This window comes from Erwinia sp. Leaf53 (assembly GCF_001422605.1).
Taxonomy (GTDB): Bacteria; Pseudomonadota; Gammaproteobacteria; order Enterobacterales; family Enterobacteriaceae; genus Erwinia.
On sequence record NZ_LMLK01000001.1, the window covers coordinates 247,697 to 272,107 of the forward strand.

Annotated in this window: 21 protein-coding genes; 16 read left to right on the forward strand and 5 right to left on the reverse strand. The window is 62.1% G+C overall.

Annotation, left to right across the window (positions count from 1 at the left end; all coding sequences use genetic code 11):
• Window positions 1-52: 52 nt before the first annotated feature.
• The gene (locus tag ASF13_RS01095) at window positions 53-1,042 is read left to right on the forward strand and encodes a hypothetical protein (RefSeq protein WP_056231514.1); all 990 of its coding nucleotides are present in this window, start codon (window positions 53-55) and stop codon (window positions 1,040-1,042) included.
• A 37-nt stretch (window positions 1,043-1,079) separates the two neighbouring features.
• Here ASF13_RS01095 and ASF13_RS01100 read toward each other — a convergent pair whose 3' ends face one another.
• Together ASF13_RS01100 and ASF13_RS01105 are read right to left on the reverse strand one after the other, a co-directional pair.
• Entirely contained in the window at window positions 1,080-1,493 is a 414-nt protein-coding gene (locus ASF13_RS01100) for a hypothetical protein (protein WP_146005481.1), read from the reverse strand.
• Between the two features lie 16 nt (window positions 1,494-1,509).
• On the reverse strand, window positions 1,510-2,403 hold the full coding sequence (locus ASF13_RS01105) for a transcriptional regulator (protein ID WP_056231519.1): 894 nt from the start codon (window positions 2,401-2,403) through the stop codon (window positions 1,510-1,512).
• Between the two features lie 246 nt (window positions 2,404-2,649).
• Between ASF13_RS01105 and ASF13_RS01110 the strand changes: the two genes are divergently transcribed.
• From ASF13_RS01110 to mdcH, 8 genes are all read left to right on the forward strand, one after another.
• Entirely contained in the window at window positions 2,650-4,455 is a 1,806-nt protein-coding gene (locus tag ASF13_RS01110) for a lysophospholipid acyltransferase family protein (RefSeq protein ID WP_082502256.1), read from the forward strand.
• Between the two features lie 843 nt (window positions 4,456-5,298).
• On the forward strand, window positions 5,299-6,951 hold the full coding sequence (mdcA, locus tag ASF13_RS01115) for a malonate decarboxylase subunit alpha (protein ID WP_056231522.1): 1,653 nt from the start codon (window positions 5,299-5,301) through the stop codon (window positions 6,949-6,951).
• The gene (locus ASF13_RS01120; protein WP_056231525.1) at window positions 6,951-8,012 is read left to right on the forward strand and encodes a triphosphoribosyl-dephospho-CoA synthase; all 1,062 of its coding nucleotides are present in this window, start codon (window positions 6,951-6,953) and stop codon (window positions 8,010-8,012) included. Before mdcA ends, ASF13_RS01120 begins: the two co-directional genes overlap by 1 nt.
• A gap of 29 nt (window positions 8,013-8,041) precedes the next feature.
• Window positions 8,042-8,341, forward strand: a complete 300-nt coding sequence (gene mdcC / locus ASF13_RS01125) for a malonate decarboxylase acyl carrier protein (protein ID WP_056232313.1) — start codon at window positions 8,042-8,044, stop codon at window positions 8,339-8,341.
• Window positions 8,334-9,170, forward strand: a complete 837-nt coding sequence (locus ASF13_RS01130; RefSeq protein ID WP_056231530.1) for a biotin-independent malonate decarboxylase subunit beta — start codon at window positions 8,334-8,336, stop codon at window positions 9,168-9,170. Before mdcC ends, ASF13_RS01130 begins: the two co-directional genes overlap by 8 nt.
• Window positions 9,167-9,967 (forward strand): biotin-independent malonate decarboxylase subunit gamma, encoded by an 801-nt coding sequence (gene mdcE, locus ASF13_RS01135; protein ID WP_056231532.1) that lies wholly within the window; start codon window positions 9,167-9,169, stop codon window positions 9,965-9,967. The genes ASF13_RS01130 and mdcE overlap by 4 nt, the downstream gene beginning before the upstream one ends.
• A 73-nt stretch (window positions 9,968-10,040) precedes the next feature.
• Window positions 10,041-10,655, forward strand: a complete 615-nt coding sequence (locus ASF13_RS01140; protein ID WP_056231536.1) for a malonate decarboxylase holo-ACP synthase — start codon at window positions 10,041-10,043, stop codon at window positions 10,653-10,655.
• On the forward strand, window positions 10,652-11,557 hold the full coding sequence (gene mdcH, locus ASF13_RS01145; protein WP_056231539.1) for a malonate decarboxylase subunit epsilon: 906 nt from the start codon (window positions 10,652-10,654) through the stop codon (window positions 11,555-11,557). The genes ASF13_RS01140 and mdcH overlap by 4 nt, the downstream gene beginning before the upstream one ends.
• A gap of 239 nt (window positions 11,558-11,796) precedes the next feature.
• Here mdcH and ASF13_RS01150 read toward each other — a convergent pair whose 3' ends face one another.
• Window positions 11,797-12,735 carry a LysR family transcriptional regulator gene (locus ASF13_RS01150; RefSeq protein ID WP_056231541.1) on the reverse strand — a complete coding sequence of 313 codons (939 nt, stop codon included), beginning with the start codon at window positions 12,733-12,735 and terminating at the stop codon, window positions 11,797-11,799.
• A 193-nt stretch (window positions 12,736-12,928) separates the two neighbouring features.
• On the opposite strand from ASF13_RS01150, the gene ASF13_RS01155 reads away from it, so the two are divergent.
• The 7 genes from ASF13_RS01155 to ASF13_RS01185 all read left to right on the forward strand — a co-directional run bounded on the left by ASF13_RS01155 (window position 12,929) and on the right by ASF13_RS01185 (window position 20,535).
• The gene (locus tag ASF13_RS01155; protein WP_056231544.1) at window positions 12,929-13,996 is read left to right on the forward strand and encodes an ABC transporter ATP-binding protein; all 1,068 of its coding nucleotides are present in this window, start codon (window positions 12,929-12,931) and stop codon (window positions 13,994-13,996) included.
• A 27-nt stretch (window positions 13,997-14,023) separates the two neighbouring features.
• Complete coding sequence (locus ASF13_RS01160; protein ID WP_056231547.1) at window positions 14,024-15,004, forward strand: ABC transporter substrate-binding protein; 981 nt, start codon at window positions 14,024-14,026, stop codon at window positions 15,002-15,004.
• Window positions 15,005-15,006: 2 nt separating this feature from the next.
• Window positions 15,007-16,746 (forward strand): iron ABC transporter permease, encoded by a 1,740-nt coding sequence (locus tag ASF13_RS01165; RefSeq protein ID WP_056232316.1) that lies wholly within the window; start codon window positions 15,007-15,009, stop codon window positions 16,744-16,746.
• A gap of 122 nt (window positions 16,747-16,868) precedes the next feature.
• A complete protein-coding gene (locus tag ASF13_RS01170) occupies window positions 16,869-18,128 on the forward strand; it encodes a phosphatase PAP2 family protein (protein ID WP_056231550.1) in 1,260 nt (419 codons plus the stop codon).
• 160 nt (window positions 18,129-18,288) lie between these two features.
• A complete protein-coding gene (locus tag ASF13_RS01175) occupies window positions 18,289-18,726 on the forward strand; it encodes an SRPBCC family protein (RefSeq protein ID WP_056231553.1) in 438 nt (145 codons plus the stop codon).
• Window positions 18,727-18,737: 11 nt separating this feature from the next.
• Window positions 18,738-19,232 (forward strand): GNAT family N-acetyltransferase, encoded by a 495-nt coding sequence (locus tag ASF13_RS01180; RefSeq protein WP_056231556.1) that lies wholly within the window; start codon window positions 18,738-18,740, stop codon window positions 19,230-19,232.
• A 175-nt stretch (window positions 19,233-19,407) separates the two neighbouring features.
• On the forward strand, window positions 19,408-20,535 hold the full coding sequence (locus ASF13_RS01185; protein ID WP_056231559.1) for an ABC transporter substrate-binding protein: 1,128 nt from the start codon (window positions 19,408-19,410) through the stop codon (window positions 20,533-20,535).
• 112 nt (window positions 20,536-20,647) lie between these two features.
• On the opposite strand, the gene ftnA is transcribed toward ASF13_RS01185, so the two are convergent.
• A complete protein-coding gene (gene ftnA / locus ASF13_RS01190; RefSeq protein ID WP_056231562.1) occupies window positions 20,648-21,160 on the reverse strand; it encodes a non-heme ferritin in 513 nt (170 codons plus the stop codon).
• Window positions 21,161-22,002: 842 nt separating this feature from the next.
• Complete coding sequence (locus ASF13_RS01195; protein WP_056231563.1) at window positions 22,003-24,333, reverse strand: TonB-dependent siderophore receptor; 2,331 nt, start codon at window positions 24,331-24,333, stop codon at window positions 22,003-22,005.
• Window positions 24,334-24,411 lie beyond the last annotated feature (78 nt).

Genomic DNA, 24,411 nt, shown 5'->3' on the forward strand with positions numbered 1-24,411 from the left:
CACCGCGGCGTGCACCGCGGCGTGGTTCGGGATAATGGAGGCGTGAGCATACATGATGTTGAGATTTCTCCCCCTGCTGGCAGGCAGCCTGTTACTCGGATCGGGGCTGCCGGTGCAGGCGCTGGACTGCGGACGAGCGGCCAGCCTGATGGAAAATACCGTCTGCGATGTGCCGGAGCTAAGCTGGCTGGATCGCGTATTCAGCAACGCATTTAATGATGAAGTGCTGCGGGATCCCCCCGGTGTCACGCAACGGGTCACGGCGTGGGCGGCAACGCGTGATGCCTGCCGAAGTGCTGCCTGCCTGCGGGGAGTCTACCTGACCGGGATAAGCCAGCTGCATCAGAGCCCACAAACCTTCGACTGGGAAGGCCAGTGGTGGAACACCAGCGCTACGGCGGGCAACGGCGGGCGGATTAATATCAAGCATCCGGCAAAATGGCAGTACCGCATGGACGTTGAAGCCTGGGGCGGCAGTCATCGTTATGACTTCACCAGCAGTCTCGATTTTTATGGCAGCCTGGCGCTGAGTTATAACCCTGTCTGGGGAGGTGACTGTGGCCTGATCCTGATCCCCCTGCCGGATGGCCGGTTAAAGGTGAGCAGCGATCAGCACGGAAAGTGTGATGTGCTGCTGCCCGGCATCATGGCCTTCGACGGCATCTATATGAAAGCGCAGGCCGATCCGCGGCCGCAAGCAACGTTACAGAGCCTCGGTATCTTGCCGGATAAAGCCACCGATGAGCGCTTCCGTCAGCTGGTGGGCAGTGATTATGCGCACTATCTGGCCACGGCCACCCGCTTTGTTTACGGTGATGACCAGGATAACCTCGGGGCCACCGTGGTCACGATGTGGTACGAAGGGATGGCCAACCGGCGGGCGGCGATAGTGATGTACACGCCTGACGGCAACATCTGGGCGATGCGCGTGGAACCGGGCGGAAAACAGGGGGTCAGCGTCCATTATGCCACCACCGCGCAGGATAAGCAGGCGCTGCCTGAAACGCTGAAGGCGTGGCGGGCGCGTTTTGCCGATCGCTAACGCTGGCGGGGCAGCGCTGCCCCGTCAGCCTGACGTATCAGTTGACCAGTAAAATTTGCCCTGACGGCGTAATGGCCAGCAGGTCTTTGCCAAAATGTACCGCATCAAAGCGCACGCCGTTCTGCTCCGCGTTACCCAAAATATTTTTGATCATTCTGGCGTTGCCGCTGTCCGCATAGTGGATCGGGCGATAGCGCCAGGTGACGCCTTCACCATCGGCCTGGGGTTGTTCAAGGCTGACTTTCGCCATAAACCGGTTGTCATTGGGGCTGGTCAGGGTGAGCACCAGGCTGTTGTCGCGCCGATCGAAGTGGGTGTCGTAAATTTCCCGCTGGCTGGCCAGCAGATCGTAATAGCCCAGCTGTAGATCTTCCCCGGTGAAGGTGTCAAAAAGTAGCGCACCACCCTTATCGGAGGGCCGGTGAATCAGCCCGGCGGCTAAAAGCAGCACTGTAATCAGCAGTAAACTAACGAGCGCAATTGGCCATTTCATTGATTTTTCTCTGTGTTTCACGGGAAATCAGTGTGTTCAGCTGTACTTCATCCGTGCGCCAGTTACTGATATTCATCGCCAGCTGTTTCGCACCGCAGGCATTTTTCAGCGACAGGGTGTAATTGAGTGATGAGCCATAGGCATAGAAGTAAACGTCCATCGTCATTTTACTGCTCGCCAGCTGCTGGTTAAGGGTGAACAATACCGGCCCCAGCTGGCTGCTTAAATCTTCCGCTGCAGAGAAGACCTCCCAGCCGCGATACAGCTCGACCAGGCGAATATTGCTGTAGACCCCTGCACTGACTTCCGTCATTTCAGACCCCTCGGTGGCGATCTGTCTGCCGAACAGCCAGCCGGCCACCACCAGCAACACCATGCACTGGCACGCCACCAGCCGTCGCCAGAAACGGCTGGGGCGGGGAGGCGTGCCGGCGGGCTCTGGCAGCACGGCGGGGGCCGCGGCCTCTGACGGCGCAGGCTCTTCATCCACCGGCAGCGCATCGGCGCGGGTGCTGGTGCTGGGGGTGATCGCTTCTGCTGACGGGCCTGAATGGCAAAAGTCGGCATCAAGGATATAGCCCTTACGGGGCAGCGTGCGGATGATACGCTGCTCTTTGCCGTTATCGTCCAGCGCCACGCGCAGTGCGTGAATCGCATTCGGCAGGCTGTTATTACCGATGACCCGGCGTTCCCACACCAGGCTGGTCAGCTCATCGCGCGAGAGCGGTTGCCCGACATGCTCAATCAGCACCTGTAACAGCTTAAACTGGAACTCGCCGAGCCGCCGCTGCTCGCCGGTTTGCTGATGTATAAGCGAACCGGACGCGGAATCAACCAGCCAGTGATGAATAATAAAATCCGTGTTCATAATTCATTTTTCTTTAAGTCCGGGGAGATATTTTTACCTGTAACGGTGCGTTTTACCATCAAATTATCCAAATAGTTACCGGTTGCAACTATCTTTTCAGCCGAGGTGTGACTGCCCTAAGGGGAGCCGATACCCGGCAGGCGGACAGGATACCGCCCTGAGTGCTGTCTTATTCCGGTCATTTTTTTGCCATAAGCGGTTCATCCACGCTGGGTAGTGTCGGCTAAAACGCCCGGAGATCCGCCTGTGTTTACTATCGAAACCGTACTGGAAGAGCTCAGCCCGCAGCGTCACACGCCCTCGTGGCAAAAGTCTCTGCTCCGTGCGCTGCTGCACGAAAAAGAGTTTCAGCAGTTCAACCAGAAATACCGCCACCTGAAGGGGCTGGATATGGTGGAACAGGTGCTGGAGTATCTCGACGTCAGCTGCGAACTCAGCGAACGTGACCTGGAGCAGATCCCCAGCCAGGGGCCGGTGGTGATCGTTGCTAACCATCCGCTGGGCACGCTGGACGGTCTGGCGCTGCTGCACGCCGTCTCACAGGTACGTCGCGATGTGAAAATCGTCACCAATCGTCTGCTCAACTGCCTGGAGTCGCTGAGCAGCCTGATGCTGCCGGTGGACAATATGGGCAACCGCACCAGCCGCCAGCAGCTGGCGACGATGCAGGAGCAGATGGAGAACCAGGGCGTGCTGATCTTCTTCCCGGCCGGCGAAGTGTCACGCTTCGGCAGCAAAGGGGTGAAGGATGGCAAATGGAGCCACGGCTTCCTTAAGCTGGCGGCCCGCTACCGCGCGCCGGTGGTGCCGATCCACGTCAGCGGCCGCAACAGCGCGCTGTTCTACCTCACCTCGAAAATCTACCGGCCGCTGTCGATGCTGCTGCTGGTCAAAGAGATGTTCCATAACCGCGGCGCGCGGCTGAAGCTGAAGATTGGCAAACGCATCCCTTACGCCAGCTGGCACGACGGCCACACGCCGGCCAAAGCGCTGGCGGCACGCTTTCGCCGTCACCTGTATCGGGTCGGTGCAGGCAAGCCGGCGCTGTTCCAGACCGAAGCGGCCATCGCCCGTGCGGAAGACCGCGCGGTGCTGAAGCGCGCGCTGGCCTGCTGCGAAGTGCTTGGCCAGCTGCCGGACGGCAAAATGATCTACCTCTACCGCCGCAACGGCGAAGACTACGTGCCGATCCTGCGCGAGCTGGGGCGGCTGCGTGAAATTGCCTTCCGCGCGGTGGGCGAGGGCAGCGGCACCCGTCGCGACCTCGATGACTATGATGATGACTACTATCACCTGATCCTGTGGGACGAAGAGGCGCTGGATATCGTCGGTGCCTACCGCTTTATCCCTACCGCCGAACAGTTAGAGCGCAAGGGCGTCGAGGGGATCTACAGCCACAGCCTGTTCCACTACGACCATCAGATGAACCCGATTCTGATGCAGGGCATTGAGCTGGGGCGCAGCTTTATCCAGCCCGCTTACTGGGGCAAACGCGGCCTTGACTATCTGTGGCTGGGGATCGGCGCATATCTGGCGAAATACCCGCAGTATCGCTACCTGTTCGGCCCGGTTTCCATCTCCGGCGGCCTGCCGCTGGCGGCGCGCGATCTGCTGGTCGCGTTCTACCGCCTGTGGTTTGCCCCGGCGCTGCCGCTGGCCGCCTCCCGCCGCCCGTATCCGGCCTCGCTGCCGGACGTGCTGGCGCAGTTTCACGGCGTAAGTTACGGCGAAGATCTGAAGACGCTGAAGCGCCTGCTGACCAACCTCGGCACCGGCATTCCGCCGCTCTATAAGCAGTATTCAGAGCTGTGTGAAACCGGCGGCGTGCAGTTTATCGATTTCGGCAGCGACCCGGACTTTAACCACTGCATCGACGGACTGGTGCTGGTGGATCTTACCCGGCTGAAAGAGAGCCGCTACCAGCGTTATATTGCGGTGCATCAGCAGGGAGAAGAGGCGGGGACGGCGCAGCAGGGAACCGATGCGGAGATGGCCGAAATGGCCGGGGTTTCGCAGCATCCTGCCAGCGCGGAACACCACGCCACAGCCTGACCGTTAAACTGCACGCATAAAAAAAGAACCCGTCCGTGAGGAGGGTTCTTTTTTTTGTTCCTGCAACAGTTGGTTGCTGAGCAGAGAACCTTAGCAGTAAGCCCGTACCCGCTTAATGCCGATCATCGTTGTGATACTGCAACTGCCTGAGATTAACCTTCCCGGAATGAGTCACCGCTCGCGCCGGGGGATGCTGTCAGTGAGGCTGTAACTTACCGGACCACAGCAGATCAGACAGGTCTACGGTAGATGAACAGGGCTTCAACGTCAAGATTCAACTGATTGTTTTTTGATCTGAGCGAAATGTATACTGATGCACGGTGAGCAGGGATGCCGTTGCGAGAGCTGTGGGTGTTCAGTCAGTGAGGGTTTATACCGATCGGTAACAGATGGTGCTGCCCGGTTTGCCCCCACCCGCAGAGTGTCGCATGTCCCTGTTACCGGGTACAAACCGTGAAGGGAAGCTCAAGGGCATTCATGGTGCTGTGCGCACTCCCGTAACAGGGAGAAAGTGATGGAAATTGCCTTGCTGGTGCTTGAGTTAATCAACGCCGTGCTGCAAATCATCGTTGCGATACTGCAACTGACCGGCCGTCTGTAATGGCCGGAACTTGAATAAGGGACAGCCTCACCGGGCTGTCCTTTTTTCGTATTTATACGACTTTATGTGACGCTTATCTGATTCTGTTATCTGTAACGCGCTGATCTACTTCATTTCTCTTCTTTCATTACTCCCAGCCTAACGACCCAGCGCCGTGCGTAATTGTGGCGTCATGACTCTGCGCGCACACTGACAGGTCTGAGTGCGGCAACGCACGCCCACCGCCTGCCGGAGGTCACACCATGCATTCCCCTGCCACACCCCGCGCCTGGGATACGCGTCGCCGCGAAAAGCAGCGGCGTATCGCCAGCCTCGGCCTGCCCGATAAAGTCCTGCCCACCGACGCGCTGGTCGCCATGCTGGAGGCGCTGATCGCCCCTGGCGACCGGGTAGTGATGGAGGGCAATAACCAGAAGCAGGCCGACTTCCTCTCGCGCTCGCTGGCGCAGGTGGATCCGCAGAAGCTGCACGATCTGCATATGATCATGCCCAGCGTCGGCCGCAGCGAACATCTCGATCTGTTTGAAAAGGGCATCGCCCGCCGGCTGGACTTCTCCTTCTCCGGGCCGCAGAGCCTGCGCATCTCTCAGCTGCTGGAAGACGGGCTGCTGGAGATCGGCGCGATCCACACCTATATCGAGCTCTACGCCCGCCTGTTTGTCGATCTGACCCCCAACGTGGCGCTGGTGGCCGGCTTTAAGGCCGATCGCAAGGGCAACCTCTACACTGGCCCCAGCACCGAAGATACCCCGGCGCTGGTTGAGGCCGCCGCCTTTCACGACGGTATCGTCATCGCGCAGATCAACGAGCTGGTGGATGACGAAAGCGACCTGCCGCGGGTGGATATCCCCGGCTCCTGGATCGACTTTGTGGTGGTGGCCGATCGGCCGTTCTTTATCGAGCCGCTGTTCACCCGCGATCCGCGGCTGATCAAGCCGGAACAGATCCTGATGGCAATGATGGCAATCAAGGGGATCTACGCCGAACATCAGGTGCAGTCGCTGAATCACGGTATCGGCTTTAACACCGCCGCCATCGAGCTGCTGCTGCCGACCTGGGGCGAACGGCTCGGCCTGAAGGGCAAAATCTGCCGCCACTGGGCGCTTAACCCGCACCCGACGCTGATCCCGGCGATCGAAAGCGGCTGGGTGGAGAGCGTGCACTGCTTCGGCGGCGAGCTGGGCATGGAGAAATACGTGGCCGCGCGGCCTGACGTGTTCTTCACCGGTGCCGACGGATCGATGCGTTCTAACCGCGCCTTCTGCCAGCTGGCCGGTCAGTACGCCACCGACATGTTTATCGGCTCCACGCTGCAGATCGACGGGCTGGCCAACTCCTCAACGGTGACCCGCGGGCGGCTGGCCGGCTTTGGCGGCGCGCCGAATATGGGCCACGACCCGCACGGGCGGCGCCATGCCAGCCCGGCGTGGCTGGCGATGATCGAAGAGCCGGATCCGCTGGCGCGCGGCCGCAAGCTGGTGGTGCAGATGGTCGAGACCTTCCAGGCCGGGGCGAAACCGAGCTTTGTGGAAAAACTGGATGCTGTTGAAGTGGCGAAAGCCGCCGGGATGCCGCTGGCACCGGTGATGATCTACGGCGATGACGTCACCCACGTGCTGACCGAAGAGGGCATCGCCTACCTGTACCGCGCGCGCTCGCTGGAGGAGAGGCGGGCGATGGTGGCGGCGGTAGCGGGTATTACCGATATCGGCCTCGGCGTTAGCGCGCAGCGGGTGGCACAGCTGCGGCGCGAAGGCAAAGTGGCCTTCCCGGAAGATCTCGGCATTCGCCGTACTGACGCCAGCCGCTCGCTGCTGGCGGCGGGCAGCGTGGCCGAGCTGGTCGACTGGTCCGGCGGGCTGTATCAGCCGCCGGCCAGATTCCGGAGCTGGTAATGACGTTGCTGCGGCAGTACGCCGCGACGGAAGCGGAAACACGGGCACGGCGGCTGGCGGCGCTGGCCACCGGCTGCCTGCTGGATGAAGTGCGGCTGACGCCGAAACCGGGGCTGGTTGACCGGCGCGGCAGCGGCGCGCATCAGGATCTGACGCTGGCGCTGATGGAACGCTCCGCCCACAGCCTGACGCCCGCCTTTCAGGCGCTGGCGCTGGCCTGCTGGCAACAACCGGCGGATGTCGCGCTGCGCCAGCGGGTCGGCCAGCTCGGCCGCGAGGCCGAAGCGTGCATGTTGCAGGCTACCGGCGGCGTTAACACCCATCGCGGCGCGATCTGGGCGCTGGGGCTGCTGGTGTGCGGCGCGGCGATGACGGCTGATTCACAAGATGCCGTCGGCAGCGGTGCAGAGGCGCTGACGCTAAGGGGGAATGCCGCCGCTTTAAGTGGTACAGCGGTGGTTACGTGGGGGGCGAATGCTGCACCGGGCACTGGCGCAGAAACGGCTGCACGGGGGGCGACTATCGCCGTCGGAACTGGCACAGCAGCTGCCACACGCAGAGAAAATGCCACAATCTGCAGCGGCGAACAGGCGATGACTCGTGTGGTGAAAGCCGCCGCCCGTCTGGCGCGGCTGCCGGACGCACAGATGCCCCGCCAGTTCAGCAACGGCCAGCGTGCCAGCGCGCGCTTCCGGCTGCCCGGCGCGCGTGAAGAAGCGCAGCAGGGTTTTCCTCATATCACCGATCTTGCGCTGCCACAGCTGCACGCCAGCCGCCAGCAGGGAGCAACAGAAGAGCAGGCGCAGCTGGACGCGCTGCTGGCGATGATGACCAGCCTTAGCGACACCTGCGTACTGTCACGCGCCGGGCTGGCCGGCCTGACGGCCATGCAGCAGGGCGCGCGCGCGGTGCTGGCGGCGGGCGGCGTGAGCCAGCCCGCAGGCTGGTCGGCGCTGGTGCAGCTTGACCGGCAGATGCTGGCCGCCAACGCCTCACCCGGCGGTGCCGCCGATCTGCTGGCGGCGACCCTGTTTCTCGATCGACTTTCACGCGGCGGCTGATGCTGCCGCAGCAGGATAAAGAGGATGTTATGCAACAGATAACCTTAACGGTTCCCGCCAGCCGCAGCCTGAACGGCAGGGCGCTGGCCGGCGTGGTCGGCTCCGGCGATATGGAAGTGCTGTTTGTTGCCGGGCCCGGCACCACGCTCGGCGTCACCATTACCACCTCGGTGGACAACAGCGAACGCCGCTGGCAGGCGCTGTTCAACCGGCTGGCCGGGTTCGGCGTGCTGGCGGCCGGGCAGATGACCATTCACGACTTTGCCGCCACGCCCGGCGTGGCGCGGATCCGTATTGAGCAGGTATTTGAGGAGGTGGCCGGTGCGTAACGACAGCAGCTTTATTGAACTGAACGCCCGCCAGCGCGCGCGCCTGCTGCTGGACGCCGGCAGCTTTCGCGAACTGCTTGACCCGTTCGACGGCGTGATGTCGCCGTGGCTGGCCGGGCAGGGCATCGTGCCGCAGGCGGATGACGGCATGGTGGTGGCGAAAGGCACCATCGACGGCGAACCTGCGGTGGTCATCGCCATCGAAGGGGCGTTTCAGGGGGGCAGCATGGGGGAAGTCTCCGGTGCGAAGATGGCGGCGGCGCTGGAGCTGGCGGCAGACGACCACCGCAACGGCACGCCAACCCGTGCCGTGCTGTGTCTGGAGACCGGCGGCGTGCGGTTACAGGAGGCCAATCTCGGGCTGGCGGCGATTGCCGATATCCACGCGGCGATCGTTGACCTGCGCCGTTATACCCCGGTGGTGGGGATTATCGCCGGCACCGTCGGCTGTTTCGGCGGCATGTCGATCGCCGCCGGGCTGTGCAGCCAGCTGATCGTCACCCGCGAGGCGCGGCTGGGGCTGAACGGCCCGCAGGTGATCGAGCAGGAGGCGGGCATTGAGGAGTATGACTCGCGCGACCGGCCGTTTATCTGGAGCCTGAGCGGTGGTGAGGTTCGTAGCCGCAGCGGGCTGGCGGATGTGATGGTGGCGGACGGCCAGCAGGCGGTGCGCCAGGCAATGCGCGACGCGCTGGATCGCGGCGTGCCTCTGCCGCATCGCTCGCAGCGTTATGACTATTATCTGCCGCGCCTGACTGAGGCAGACACGCGGCAGCAGGCGGATGCACGACAGGTGACGGCACTGTTTAACGGGGAGGAACGGCCATGAATCAGCCAACGGGGCGCGGTGAAATCTGGTTGCAGCAGCTGACCGGCGGCGCGGCGCGCATGCCAGGGCTGTGTGCATCGGTGCAGGTTGCGGAGGGTGAGGTGGGCGCCGAACCCGCGCGTTTTATCGCCGTGGTGGCGGACGCACAGAACCACTATCCGCGCGCGGCGGGCGGTGAGGTCGGCCTGCTGGAAGGCTGGACGCTGGCGAAGGTGGTCAGTGAAACCGTGGCAGCCGATGGTGAGCGGGCGCTGAAGCGGCCGATCGTGGCGGTGATCGACGTGCCCAGCCAGGCCTACGGCCGCCGCGAGGAGGCGTTTGGCATCCACCAGGCGCTGGCCGCCGCCGCCGGAGCTTACGCCGAAGCGCGGCTGGCCGGCCACCCGGTGATCGGGCTGATCGTCGGCAGGGCGATGTCCGGCGCGTTTCTGGCGCACGGCTACCAGGCCAACCGGCTGATCGCCTTCAACGATCCCGGCGTGCAGATCCACGCGATGGGCAAGGCGGCGGCGGCGCGCATCACCCTGCGCAGCGTAGAGGCGCTGGAAAAACTGGCGCAGAGCGTGCCGCCGATGGCCTACGACATTGGCAGCTACCACAGCCTGGGCCTGCTGGAAGCGCTGCTGGATATTCGCCAGCCGGACGCGCCGGACGCCGAAGACGTGGCGCAGGTGCAGCAGGCGCTGGCCGCCGCGGTGGCCGCCGCGCGGCGTGACCCCGGCCTGCAGTGCCGCCTGGGAGCGGAGAACCGCCGCAGTTCGTTGCGGGTGCGGGAGATGATGCGCAGCCAGTGGTAGCGGTGAACGAGAGGCGTAATAATGGACGGCACCGCCGTCAGGTGACGCTGCGGCCAAACATCAGGAGGCGAGAATGATTTTTCAGCCACACGATCTGCTCTGGGTAGGAGCGCCTGGCGCGCTGTCGGGCGAGCTGCCCGGCTGGGTGGCAAGCCAGTGGCGCAGTGCGCTGCCGCTGGTGGTGCGCCGCGACAGCGATCCACAGCAGGGGCGTATTCCGGTGGGCATTCGCGGGCTGAAGCGTGAGCAGCGGGCGGCGGCCTGGGTAGACCCTGCGCAGGTGGTGCGGGTACTGGCCCCGGAAGCGCTCAGCACCCCGCAGCAGCTGCTGGCTTCACCGTTTGTCTCGCAGCAGCCGCTGCAGGCGGCGATTCAGCTGGCGCAGCAGCGCTGGCCCTGGATCTGGGGCATCACCGGCAGCGCCGGCTACGCGCTGGTGACCGAAGTGCCGGTGATGCATCATCAGAGCGACCTCGACCTGCTGATCCGCTGCCCGCAGCCGGTGGCGGAGCAGGCGCTGCGCGCCTGGCAGCAGTTTGTCAGCCAGCTACCCTGCCGGGTGGATACCCAGGTCGAGACGCCGTATGGCGGCTTTGCCCTCGCTGAGTGGCTGCGCGACGGTCAGGTGCTGCTGAAAACGGCCCGCGGCCCGCTGCTGACCCGCCAGCCGTGGGGCCCGCAGCCGTGAACATCCTGTTTACCTTTCCCGGCCAGGGCAGCCAGCGCCCCGGCATGCTGCAACAGCTTCCGGGCGGTGACGAGCTGCTGGACGAGGCCAGCACGGCGCTGGGGGAAGACGTCAGGCAGCTGGATCGGGCGTCAGCGCTGCAACAGACCCGTGCGGTGCAGCTGTGCCTGCTGATCGCCGGGGTGGCGCACGCCCGCAGCCTGCGGCAGCAGAGCGTGCAGCCTGACTTTTGCTGCGGCCTGTCGATCGGCGCGTTTGCCGCAGCGGTGATTGCCGGGGCGCTGAGTTTTGCTGACGCACTGCGGCTGGTGGCGCTGCGCGGCACGCTGATGGAGCGGGCCTTTCCGCAGGGGTACGGCATGACCGCGATAATCGGGCTGGATGAGGCACGGCTGCAGCCGCTGCTGGGCGACGCCTGCTGGCTGGCGAACATCAACGCGCCGCAGCAGCTGGTCATCGCCGGCAGCGATGTGGCGATGGCGGAAGTGGCCGCACGGGCACGGGCTGCCGGAGCGCAGAAGGTGCACCGGCTGGCGGTTAACGCACCGTCTCACTGCCCGCTGCTGGGCACCCAGGCTGAGCAGCTGGCAGAGGCGTTTCAGTCGGTGTCGCTGGCGCGGCCGCAGGCCGCTTACCTGAGCGGCAGCACGGCGCGGGTGCTGTGGCAGCCGCAGCAGATTGCCGCCGACCTGGCTCAGAACATGGCCCGCCCGGTGCGCTGGTATGACGCGATGGTTGCCGCAACAGAACGTGAAGTTGGGCTGGCGGTGGAGATGCCGCCGGGCGCGGTGCTGACCGGTTTAACCCGGCCGGTGCTGAACGGTGGGGAAGCGGTGGCGCTGGAGCAGGGCAGCGTGGCGCTGATTAAACGGCTGGCCGAACGGGCAGTGCAACGGCGCTGATAACGCGGCTGGCTTAACGGGCAGTGCAACGGCGCTGATTACGCGGCTGGCTGAACGGGCAGTGCAACGGCGAGGGTAGCGGAATCGGTTAACCCTGATCTGCCCGTCATGCTCCCGTTACCGTGTTGCCAGGAGCGGGCCGGGCGGCGTCCCAGCCCCTTTCCGCTACCCTGCGGCGGCCGGTCTGCAGGTAGCATCGCGATCCTGTGGTCCCGGGGGAGCCTCTGACCGGCGTTGCATCAGCCGGCCTGCCGTTCGGCCCCCTCACGCTGCCGCCGGTACATGCGGCCCTCTGCCGCCAGCGCCAGCAGGTTCGGATCGTGTTCGCGGTTGCGTTCAAAGACGATGGAGATGGTCTGGCGGCGCTGGTAGGGCGCGGCCAGCTTAAGCAGCTGCACTGAATTTTCATACACCCGTTTCATGCGGCCGGGCAGCAGGGTGTAGCCGACCCCGGCCTGCACCAGGCTGAGCATCGAGAAGATATCCTTCACCCGGGTAACGATCTCCGGCTGGTAGCCCGCCACGGCGAAGGCCTCATAAAAGCCCTGCGAGGTGGCAAAGCCGTCGGCCAGCGAGACAAACTTCTGCTCTGAAAAATCGCGCAGGTCGGCGGTCTGGCCGCTCTCCAGCCCCGAGTTGGCCGGTGCCGCCAGAAAAATATCATCGTCAAACAGCGGCAGCATCTCGAAGCGATTCAGGTCAATGACGGCGTCAGAGGTGACGATGAGGATCGCATCCAGCAGCCCGTCCTCAAGCCGCGCCTGCAGCGTTTCGTTGGAGTCCATGGTCAGCTCCATCTCCAGGTCCGGACGGCGCATTTTCATCCCCATAATCAGCTGCGGCACGGTTTCCAGCGTCAGCGAATAGAGGGTACCCAGCCGGATACGCCCCTGGCCGATCCCGGCGGTCTTGCGCGCCTCCTCGACGCCGCGCGACAGCATATCCAGCGCCTCCTGGCCGTATTCCCATAGCGTATGCGCGGCGGGTAGCGGCACCAGGCTGCGCCCCTGGTGGGCAAACAGCGGGCAGCGCACGCTCTGCTCAAGGCTGTGCAGCGCCCGGTGTACGCTGACGTTGCTGATCCCCAGCGCGTCGGCGGTGCGCGTCAGGTTGCCGCGGTTCATAAAGACGATAAAAATTTCCAGCTTACGCAGGGTAAATTCCGCATCCAGATTCATAGTGTCCCTTCCTGGCAGGCGTCAGAATGCTAAGACTAGCGTCTGCGTGACGCCCGGGTCTTACGCAATAATGCGATGATGCCGGACGGCCGCCGTTTAATCCACTCCCCCGAGCTGCGCCTGTCACCCCACTGTCATCTTCCCTCAGTATGTTTTAGCCGTTGCTATAACTGACTGGCAGGAGAAACCCGCTATGTCCGCGATCCTGATTGAAAAATTGTGCAAGTCGTTCGGCGGCCAGCCGGTGCTGCGTAATGTCTCGCTTGAGATTGAGCACGGAGAATTTATCGCGGTGCTCGGCCCCTCCGGCTGTGGAAAAACCACGCTGCTGCGTACGCTGGCCGGGTTTGAAGTGCCGGAAAGCGGCACCATCACCGTCGGTGACCGCTGCTACAGCGCCCCCGGTCAGCACCTTGCCCCCGAGCAGCGCGACCTGAGCATCGTCTTCCAGAATTATGCCCTGTGGCCGCATATGTCGGTGGCAGAAAACGTCGAATACAGCCTGAAAATAAAAGGGATGGATCGCGCCATCCGCCAGCAGCGCGTCGACGCCGCGCTGGAGCTGGTCGGCCTGCACGGCATGGGCGCACGTAAGCCCGCCGATCTTTCCGGTGGTCAGCGGCAGCGCGTGGCGCTGGCGCGCTGCCTGGTCACACGGCCGCAGCTGGTGCTGCTGGATGAGCCGCTGGCTAACCTTGACGTGCACCTGCGCGCGGCGATGGAGGAGGAGTTTACCCGCTTCCATCAGCACGCCGGAGCCACCCTGATCTACATCACCCACGACCAGCATGAAGCGATGGCGCTGGCCGATCGCATCGTGGTGATGCACGCCGGGGAGGTAATGCAGTTCGCCACCCCGCAAACCCTGTATCGCCAGCCGGCCAACGAGATGGTGGCACGCTTTATCGACGATGGCCGGGTGGTACCGGTCAGCGACATTGAGCCGGACGGCGCAGGCCAGGCGTGGGTCACGCTGTTCGGCCAGCGCGTCTACCTGCGTGCCTCCCCCGATCAGCGCGTACGTCCGGACGGCAACGTCTGCCTGCACGCGCCGGATCTGCAGCCGGTGGCTGAAGACCAGCCTGGCTTCTGTGCCGACGTGCGGCGGGTGGTTTACCGCGGCAGTTATCGTCAGCTGGAGATGGCACCGGTAGCCGATCCGCACAGCCGCCTGGCGCTGTTCCTTTCTCCCGATCGGCTGGTCAGCACCGGCGATCGTTTACGGCTGTCGGTCTCCGACGGCTGGGTTATTCCCTCTTAACGGCTCACACTCAAGGATCTCAGCACTATGCGTAGCAAGGTAAACACTCTGGTACTGACCGGCCTGCTCTCTCTGTCTGCCACCGCCGTTGCCGCCGACGGCAGGCTGGTGGTCTACACCTCGCAGGCACCGGAAATCGCGCAGCAGACCATCGATGCGTTTAAGGCCGCCAATCCGGGGATTGAGGTGTCGTGGACGCGCAACGGCACCACCCAGCTGATGAACGTGCTGCGCACCGAGATGATGAGCGGTGATGTGAAGGCTGACGTGCTGCTGGTGGCCGATGCGATTAACCTCGGGGCGCTGAAGAAAGAGGGCCAGCTGATGGCCTACGCCGGTGCGCCGGTCAGCCACATCAGCCCGGACTTTTACGACAAGGACAAAACCTGGTTTGGCACCAAAATTATCGCCACGGTGATCGGCTACAACACGCAGAAGGCCAAACCGGTTAACAGCTGGATGGCGCTGACCGACGCCGACAACCGTGGCCAGGTGGCGGTACCCAGCCCGCTTTACTCCGGTGCCGCGCTGTACCATCTGCACACCGCGATTAACACCCCGTCAATTGGCTGGGCGTTTTACCAGAAGCTGGCGGCCAACGATATCACCCCGGAAGGCGGTAACGGCCCGGCGCTGAAGGCGGTGGCCAGCGGTATCGCTAAATATGGCGTGATTACCGACGCCGACCTGATCCGCGCGAAGAAGCAGGGCAGCCCGGTCGACCTGGTCTATCCGCAGGAGGGGGCCTCCTTTGTCACCGAGCCGGTGGCGATCCTGAAGGGGGCGCACAACGTGCCGGCGGCGAAGGCCTTTGTCGACTTTATGCTGTCCGAAAAAGGCCAGCAGCTGGTGGCTGAACAGGGGAACCGTCCGATTGATAAACGTGTGGCTGCCCCGGAGGGCTTTGCGCCGGTTGACACCATTAAGCTGCTGACGCTGGATACCGACAAAGCGGTGGCCGACGATAAGCAGGTACGCGAAAAATTCAGCGACATCTTCGGCGGCTGATGATGAGCGTGTTGCCTTCTCTGCTGCGCGGCGCTGCCGCCCGACCAACATCCCGCTGGCCGGGCAGCGAGCGCTGGGTGCTGTGGCTGCTGGCGCTGGCGATCGGCCTGCTCTCCATCGCGCCGCTGGCGCGGCTGATCTGGGCGGCGATCGCCCCCGCCGGCGTGCCGGACAGCGAGCGCCTGCTGCAGCTGCTGGCGACGCCGCGGGTACTGCGCGCCACCGGTAACACGCTGATTATCGCGCTGGCCTCGACCGGGCTGGCGCTGCTGCTCGGCACCCTGGCCGCCTGGCTGGTGGCGCTGAGCGATATGCGAGCGAAGGCCGCCTGGGTATTCGCCTTTATCCTGCCGCTGATGATCCCACCGCAGGTCACCGCGCTGGCCTGGGTACAGGCGATGTCGCCGTCCAGCCTGCTGGTGCAGGGGCTGGCGGCGGCAGGCCTGTCGCCCGGTGATGGCGGCCGGCCGCCGCTCTATTCTCTGTCGGGCATTATTGTGCTGCTTGGCCTGCATAACGCGCCGCTGGTATTTCTGACGGTGCGCGCCGGTCTGCAACGGCTGCCCGCCGATCTGGTCGAGGCGGCACGCATCACCGGTGCCTCGCCGTACCGGGTGCTGCTGGACGTGATCCTGCCGCTGGCCCGCCCGGCGATCTTCGCCGGGGCGGCGCTGTCGTTTGTCTCTGCCGCCGGTAACTTTGGTATCCAGGCGATGCTGGGCATTCCGGCGCGGGTGCCGACGCTGATCACCCTGATCTATCAGCAGCTCAACAACAGCGGCCCCGGCGCGCTGCCGGATATGGCGGTGCTGTCGCTGCTGCTGGCGGCGATTACGCTGATCGGCATGATCGCCAGCAGCCTGCTCGGCGGGCGGCGCGACGTGCGCGTCAACGGCAGCACCCACGGACTGAAGCAGTCGCTGGGGCGCTGGCGCCTGCCGGTGGAGATCGCCGTCTGGCTGATGATGGCGCTGATCCTGCTGCTGCCGCTTTCAGCGCTGCTGACCACCTCGCTGACCCAGGGCTTTGGCCAGGCGCTTGACTGGCAGTCGCTGACGCTGGCCAACTACCGCAACGCGCTGTTCGACTACCCGGCGGTGCGCCATGCGTTTGTGACCAGCCTCGGGCTGACGCTGCTGGCGGCGGCGATCCTGACGCTGATGGCGCTGTTTATGGCCTGTTACCTGAGCTGGCGGCGCACCCGGCTGGTGCGGGTGCTGCATCTCTCCAGCGAACTGGCGTACGCGCTGCCCGGCGTGGTTACCGGCATCGCCGCACTGCTGTTCTTCCTTAAGCCGATCCCGCTGCTCAACGTCAGCCTGTATGGTACGGTGTGGATTATCCTCGCCGCCTACCTGTCGAACTTTCTCGCGCTGGTGCTGCGGCCGACGCTGGCCGGCTTTGCCCGCGTTGAACGATCGCTGGACGAGGCCGCGCAGCTGGCCGGGGCCGGTTTCCTGCGCCGCATGCGCGATATCCTGCTGCCGCTGGTGGCACCTTCGGTGATTGCCGGCGCGATTCTGGTGTTCCTCACCGCGCTGAATGAAATCCAGGTATCGATCCTGCTGGTGACGTCCGCCACGCAAACCATCGGCCCGACCATCGTCTTCCTCGACGAGGGTGGCTCATCCACGCTGGCGGCAGCGGTCGGCTGCCTGATGATCCTGCTGGTGGTGCTGCTGATGCTGCTGGCATCGCTGCTCGGCCGTAAGCACCGCGGCGTGCTGCCGTGGCAGGTGTGAAGGGGGCAGGCGACGGGGAAATCCGGAGTGTATCCGGATGTGACTTGTCAAAAAAGCGTCATATTGCGGCGTTAACCTGCTGGCGGCAAGGTTAACCGACTGATGATTCTAAGGATAAAAACATGCGCTTTCGTCTCACCCTTCTGACCGCCGCGCTGCTGGCCGGTCCGCTGGCGCACGCCGCCGGCACCACGCTGCCGCAGGCAGCCGCTATCGCCAGTACCACCACCCCGGCCAGCACCAGCCAGCCCTACGTAGCGCTGGAGAGCGCGGCACAGAACGCGCTGATCGCCAGCATCAAAGGGGACTACGCCAGCGTGATGCGCAGCCAGCTGGAGTCGGCAAAGCAGGGCGGTAAACAGGTGGATAAAGCCTGGCTTAAGGCCAGCGGCTACGATTTCGCTAAAAAGGCCAACCAGCAGGCGGGCATTGCGCTGCTGAGCGGTTTTACCGCGCTGCCGCAGGCGACGCTGAAGCAGAACCTCGACACCGTGGAAAGCATCAACCTCAACGCTTCTGACGCCACCCGCCGCCAGGCGCTGGTGGAAGCCGAAGGCCAGAACTACCTTTACTTCCTCGCCGACGCGCTGGGGCCGAAGCTGGGCGAAGCGTTTATTCGCGCCTACGACAAGGGTGAACTGGGCCGCGCCGCCGCGCTGCTGAAGGCCAGCGAGGTCAGCACCGGTGAGGCGAAAAAGCATTTCGACAATAAACGCCCGTTCCTGATCGCCGGCAACACCATTCATCGGGTGCCGGACACGGCGGTGGTGAAAGATGGCCACCCGTACACCGCCGACGGCGGCTCCTTCCCGAGCGGCCACACCAACACCGGCTACACCGACGCGTTGCTGCTGGCACAGATGATCCCGGAACGCTTTGTGCCGCTGGTCGATCGCGGGGCGCGCTACGGCTACTCGCGCATCGTGCTCGGCGTTCACTATCCGCTGGACGTGATGGGATCGCGGATGGTGGCGCAGCGCAACGTGGCGCACTACCTCAACGATCCGTCGTACCGCAAGCTGTTCGATGAGGCGAAGCAGCAGCTGCGTGCGGCGCTGGAGAAAGAGTGTGGTTCATCGCTGGCGGCCTGCGCGAAGGTGGCGGCGAAAGACGATCCGTTCGCCGCGCCGGCGATGCGTACCTTCTACCGCTTCACCATGACTTACAACCTGCCGCGCGCCAGCGTGAAAGCCGCGCCGGTGGTGGTGCCGGAAGGTGCAGAAGTGCTGCTGGAAGCGGCGCTGCCAGCACTCAGCGCCGCACAGCGTCGTCAGCTGATGGTGCGCACCGCGCTGGAAGCCGGTTACCCGCTCTCTGGTGACGCACAGCAGAGCTTCTGGCAGCGCCTGAACCTGCATGACGCGGCCGTAGCCGGGCGTTAACATCCGGCGTACAGGCAGCAACGCTTCCGTTAACGAGAATGTCTGGCGAAAAAAACCGGTCCCTGAGACCGGTTTTTTGTTGCCGCCTGAAAGGGTTAACCGGCTCAGGATATGAACGTGCTAGATTGATGATCCTTCAAGGCTCTTTTAAGGACTGAACATGCCCCATACTGCTTACGCCAGCCGCACCATTGCCGCCGCACCCGCCGTAATCTGGTCGCTGCTGGCCGATTTTAACGGCCTGCCGGCGATCCACCCGGCCATCTCCCACAGTGAACTGGAAAACGGTGCCAGCCACACCGAGCCGGGCGTGGTGCGTCGGCTGACGGTGCCGGACGGCATCGTGCGGGAAAAGCTGCTGAAACTGGACACCGACGCCTTTGAGCTGCATTACGCGATTGTTGAAGGGCCAATGCCGGTTAAGGATTATGTGGCGGTGATTAAGCTCACCCCGCAGGGCAGCAATCAGACGCTGGCCGAATGGTGGGCTGACTTTACCGTCACCGGTGACGCAGACCCTGACGCGGTCGCGCGGGGAGTCAGCGAAGACGTATTTGCCACCTGCCTGCTGCACGTTGAACGTGCGCTGGCCGTATAAAGGAGGCGGTGATGTCCGGTGAATCGATAGTGATTGAGCCTTACCAGGCGCAGCATCAGGAGGCGGTGATCGCGCTGATCCTTGGCATCCAGAACCAGGAGTTCGGCATTGATATCACCGCCGATCAGCAGCCGGATCTGCGTAACGTGCAGCATTTTTACCAGCAGGGTAACGGCGGCTTCTGGATAGCGCGCAGCGGTGACGTCATTGTTGGCTGCATCGGCCTGAAGGACATTGGCGATCGCCAGGCGGCGCTGCGCAAAATGTTTGTCGCCGCAGAGTACCGCGGCCGTCAGTTCGGCACCGGTGCCGCGCTGCTGAATACGCTGCTGGAGCATGCCCGGGCACGCCGGCTACAGGATGTTTACCTGGGCACCACGGCGAAATTCCTTGCTGCGCACCGCTTTTATGAGAAGAACGGTTTTGACGAGATTGCGGTCAGCGCACTGCCGGAGAGCTTTCCGGTAATGAAGGTGGACAGCAAATTTTACCGGCTATCGTTCTGAGTTTCACGCCTGCTGCGGACTTACGTCCGCGCTGCTTTTGGTACCCTGCCATTCGGCAGGGTGACTGTCACCCGACGAAATTTCTTCCGCGATATTGTTTTCATTTTCACCTGCACGTAGCATGCCGGGGCACGATTTTTCTGAGAATAATAATCATTGTCCTTGTGGGGTAGCTATGACGATCTGGGGTAAAGCGTTAATTCTGGTGGCGGGGCTGTGCGCCTCTGCTTCACTGCTGGCGGCACCGTTTACGGTGGAAGACGTCAGCGGGCGTAAGGTTGAAATCAAATCCGAAGTGAAGCGGGTGATCCTCGGCGAAGGGCGGCAGATCTATCTGCTGGCCGCTTTTGATACCGACGCGCCGTTCCAGCGCGTGGTCGGCTGGCGCGACGATCTGCCTAAGGCGGATTTCGACAGCTATGAGATCTACGCTAAAAAGTATCCGCAGATTAAAAAGCTGCCGACCTTCGGCGGTGCCAAAGACGGCACCTTTAACGTGGAACAGGCGCTGACCCTGAAGCCGGACCTGGTGTTGATGAACCTGGAGTCCAAAGCGGCCACCGACGAGTCTAAGCTGACCGAGAAGCTCGACAAGCTCGGCATTCCGGTGGTGTTTATCGACTTCCGCGAAAAGCCGTTTGAGAACGCGGAGAAAAGCATCCGCATTATGGGCCAGCTGGTGGGCAAACCGCAGCGGGCGGAAGAGATTATCGCCTTCCGCAAAAAGCAGATCGACATCGTCACCGACCGGCTGAAGGATTTCCACGGCAAGCGTCCGAAGGTGATGCTCGATCGCGCCGGTGGCTACACCGAAGAGTGCTGCATGTCGTTTGGCGACGAAAACTTTGGCCGTATGGTGGAAGTGGCTGGCGGCATCAACATCGCAAAGGGTCTGATCCCCGGCACCTTTGGCACCCTGAACCCGGAGCAGATTATCGCCGCCCGTCCTGACGTTGCGATCGTCACCGGCGCTAACTGGAAGAACTACAACACCGCCGGCGGCTGGGTGGGCGTAGGGCCAGGTGCCGATCTGACCGTTGCCACCCAACGTCTGACCGCGCTGATGGCCCGTCCGGCCTTCAGCACGCTGCCGGTTGCCACTAACGGCAACGCGCACGCCATCTGGCACCAGTTCTACGACAGCCCATACCAGTTTGTCGCTATCCAGGCGATCGCCAAATGGCTGCACCCGGAGCTGTTCAAGGATATCGATCCGGACGCCACCTTCCGCGAGTTCCACGAGAAGTTCCTGCCGATCGCTTATCAGCCGGGATACTGGGTGACGCTGAAGCCAACAAAGTAAGCGTATAAGGGGAGCCCTGTGCATTTTCTGCAGCAGCGCTCTCCGTTTTCAGCCATAAAAAAACGCCTGATGCAGCACATCAGGCGTTTTTTTTCAGCGATCGGGCGGGAGATTACGCCTGGTGGCTGTGGGTATTGGCGCTCAGATCTTTCAGATCTTTGTCCACAAAGAACAGCGCCTGGCCACTGTTACCGACCAGCGCCAGTTTATCCAGCACCGATTTGAACAGCTTCTCTTCTTCATGCTGTTCGGCAACATACCACTGCAGGAAGTTGAAGGTGGAGTAGTCCTGGGTGGTAATGGCAGCATGAGCCAGTTCGTTAATTTTTCCGGTGATCAGCTGTTCGTGCTGATAGGCCAGGTCCAGTACTTCGTGCAGCGAGTTGAAGGTCACCGGTGGGGCGTCGATGGTGCCCAGTACCGGCATTGCGCCGGTGTCGCTCAGGTAGCCGAACAGACGCTGCATATGCTGCATCTCTTCACGGGAGTGTTCACGCATAAAGGCGGCGGCACCGTCAAAGCCTTTATCGGTGCACCAGGCGCTCATCTGCAGGTAGAGGTTGGCAGAGTAGAATTCGAGGTTCAGCTGGTCGTTCAGTTTTGCGGTCATTTCATTGGTCAGCATAATGACTCCTTAATTTATTTTTGGCTGTTGGTCACAGGTGATTTCTGCGCATTATGCACGCATCTTTTTAAAATAAAAACCCTGTAAGTATAGCAAAGGCTATTTTTCTTTAACTAATTTTCAATTAACTGATTTTGTTAGGTTAATTTTTTATTTAAATATAAATCTTTCTGTTTTTTAAATAGGTTTGATAATTATTCTTATTACGAATTGGTTATCTCTTTTTCCACTAAATCCGGCATTAATTGCCGATAGGATAATGTTTAGTTATGACTGATTATAGCAGAAGGGGGCTAAGGGCTAAGGGCTAAGGGCATAGTCGCTTTGAAGACAGGGGCGGGCTTATCGGGGAGTGGCTTTGGGCCGGGTCGCTTCAGGTGCCGGTGCCTGGCTAATCGGGGTTTATCCGGAACGCGGACACGCCAGTAACATCCCTGGGCTCTGCCGGGCACGTCCGTGTGCCCGAAGGTCCGCTTATCCGGATAAACCCCGATTGCCTGCTATTTTTTTGCGTCGCTGTTTTAAGACCAAATCAGACTAAACCAAACCAGACCAGACAGTAACCACTTTTTAGACTTCAGTACCCAGGCGAAAAGCGATGTCCTTAACAGCTACGCAATTGCTGGCAGGGAGGCCGTTGGCGGGCAGGTTAGCCGGGCGTACGGCGCAAGGATGCGCCGTCCGAGCCTCCATGGATGGATTATTTTTTAAAGCCCGGATTTTGGGGCTTTAAAAAATTAACGGCGTCCCGGCGTTCTGTCGCCAACGGCCGAACCCGGCACCAATTGAAAAAGCGATGCCCTTAAAGCAGCAACGCAGGTGCCAGGAAGGGGGCAGGCGGATCAGAAGTCCATCTTCACCGTAAACTGTACCTCGCGCGGGTCGCCAATCTGGTTAGAGAGGTTATTGGTGGCGATCGATGAGGTGTAGTAGGTCTTGTCGAACAGATTCTTCACGTTCACCTGCAGCGTCACCGGATACTGCGTCTTGATCTTGTAAGCGGCAAAGGCATCCGCTACCGCGTAACCCTGCAACGAATAGTCCTCGCCGTTGTTGCCGGAGCGACGGCTCACCGCATGGCCGCCACCACCGACGGTCAGCGTATTGCCGTCCCAGACGTTGTTGAAGTCATAGGTCATGAACAGTGAACCGGTGTGGCGCGGCACGTTGGGCAGCATCTTGCCCTGGTAATCCGGGTCTTCCATCACTTTGGCATCGGTATAGCCGTAGCTGGCGATCAGATTGACGTTATCGGTCAGCCGCCCGGCGAGATCAACTTCCACACCGCGGGAACGCACCTTACCGGCGGTTTTTGCCACCGTTTCACCGTTTACCGTGTCGTTATACAACACGTGGTTTTTATCGATGTTGAACAGCGTGATATTGCCGGTCACGCCATCAAACAGATCGAACTTGGCACCGGCCTCATAGGCGGTAGCGGTCTCCGGCGGTAGCTCGCCGATGTAGCTGGCAATCGAATACTGCGGCATAAACGAGCGCGAGACGTTGGCAAACAGCGATACGTTTGGCGTCGCTTTATACACCAGCCCCAGCTTTGGCACCCACTGGCTGTCGCTGCTGTCGGTATTGGTATTGAACGGGCGGCCCTTGCCGGCGAACTCGGTAAAGTACTGGTAGCGCATCGCCGCCACCGCAATCCACTGATCTGTCAGGTACAGCGCGTCCTGCACGTAGCCGGAGTAGCTCACCTGGCGGATGCGCTGATCGCTGTCGGCGGCGGAGACGCTGGTGCATTTGCCGGTGGAGCCGTAAGACGGGTGGTAAATATTGAAATCTTTCACGTTCTTACAGCGGATCATATCGGTGCGCAGCAGGTCGTAGTACTCGTAGGCCACGCCGGTGAGGATCTCGTTATACAGCCCGCCGATCACCACGTTGCCCTGCAGATCGAAGCGTGCGGCGTGCTGCTGCTGGGTGGAGCTTTGCGTGGCATCCACGCGGCGGGTCAGGTTGCCGGTGGCGGCGTCATAGGCCATTACCCGCGCTTGATTATCGCCGTACTTATCCTGGCTGAAGCTGTAGTCAAACTTCGCCGTCCACTGGTTGTTGAGGCGGTATTCGCCGTTCAGCTGGGCCAGGTGCGATTCGCCGGTGGTGATGTTGTATGCCTCATCAAAGCGCGTTTCGCGGCTGACGTTGACCGCGTGACCGGTGTTCAGATCGAAGATGGTGCCGCGATCGAACGGCGTGCTGTAGTTGCGGTGCGAGTAAGCAACGTTGATGGTGGCGTCATCGCCAAACCAGGTCAGCGACGGCGCGAAGAAGCTGCTGCGCTCCTTGCCGAAGTTGCGCCAGTAGTCCTCATCCTGCACCGAGCCGATCAGCCGGTAGGCCAGGCTGGTGCCGGCGATCGGGCCGGTGACGTCCAGCGCGCCGTTGCCGCCGCCAAAGCTGGTCGAGGTGCCCTGGATCGAACCGCTGAAAGTCTGCTGCGGGCGTTTGGTGATCACGTTGATCAGCCCGCCGGGGTCGAGAATACCGTACAGCGTTGAGGCCGGTCCTTTCAGGACTTCCACACGCTCTACCGAGGCGTTAAAGCTGCGCGGCAGCACGGTTTTCAGGCCGTTGGTCAGCACCGAACCGTCGCGGTTGCTGCCGAAACCACGGCGTACAAAGGCGTCCTGGGTGCCGCCCAGCGTGTTGGTCTGTACCACGTTGCTGACGTTGTTTAACACCTCGTCAAGCGTAGTGGCGTGCTGGTCGGCAATCACCCGGTCGCTGACGGTATTGACCACCTGCGGCACATCGAGCAGCGGCATCGTGGTCAGCGTGGCTGTGCTGGTATTCAGCGGCTGATAGCCACTGGTCATCGTGCGGCTGGCGTCAGCGGTTTTACCTGTTACGGTGATGCTGCCGGTTTCACTGCTGCTGTTGCTGTTGCTGTTGCTGTTGCCGGCTTTGTTGGCGTTGCCGGTATCGCTGTCGCTGGTCTTGCCGCCGCCGGTTTTGCTGCTGGTGTCACCGGTATTGCTGGCGTTGCTGGTAGTGTTGATGCTTGTCCTGGCATTACTGGCATTACTGGCATTGAGGATGGCCGCCGCATCCGCAGTCTGTGCTGCACCTGCAGCCGGCACGCTTAGTGCGCCAATAAACAGCGCTGAAAACAGCGCACGCCCTTTTTTCCCCGAAATAGCAGATGTTAACTCTGTCATTATTTTGATTCCCGCAAACTGTCCGATCCTGCCCGCAGAGGCAGAGCTAAAGTCATCATTGCCCGGTTAGCGGCGTGG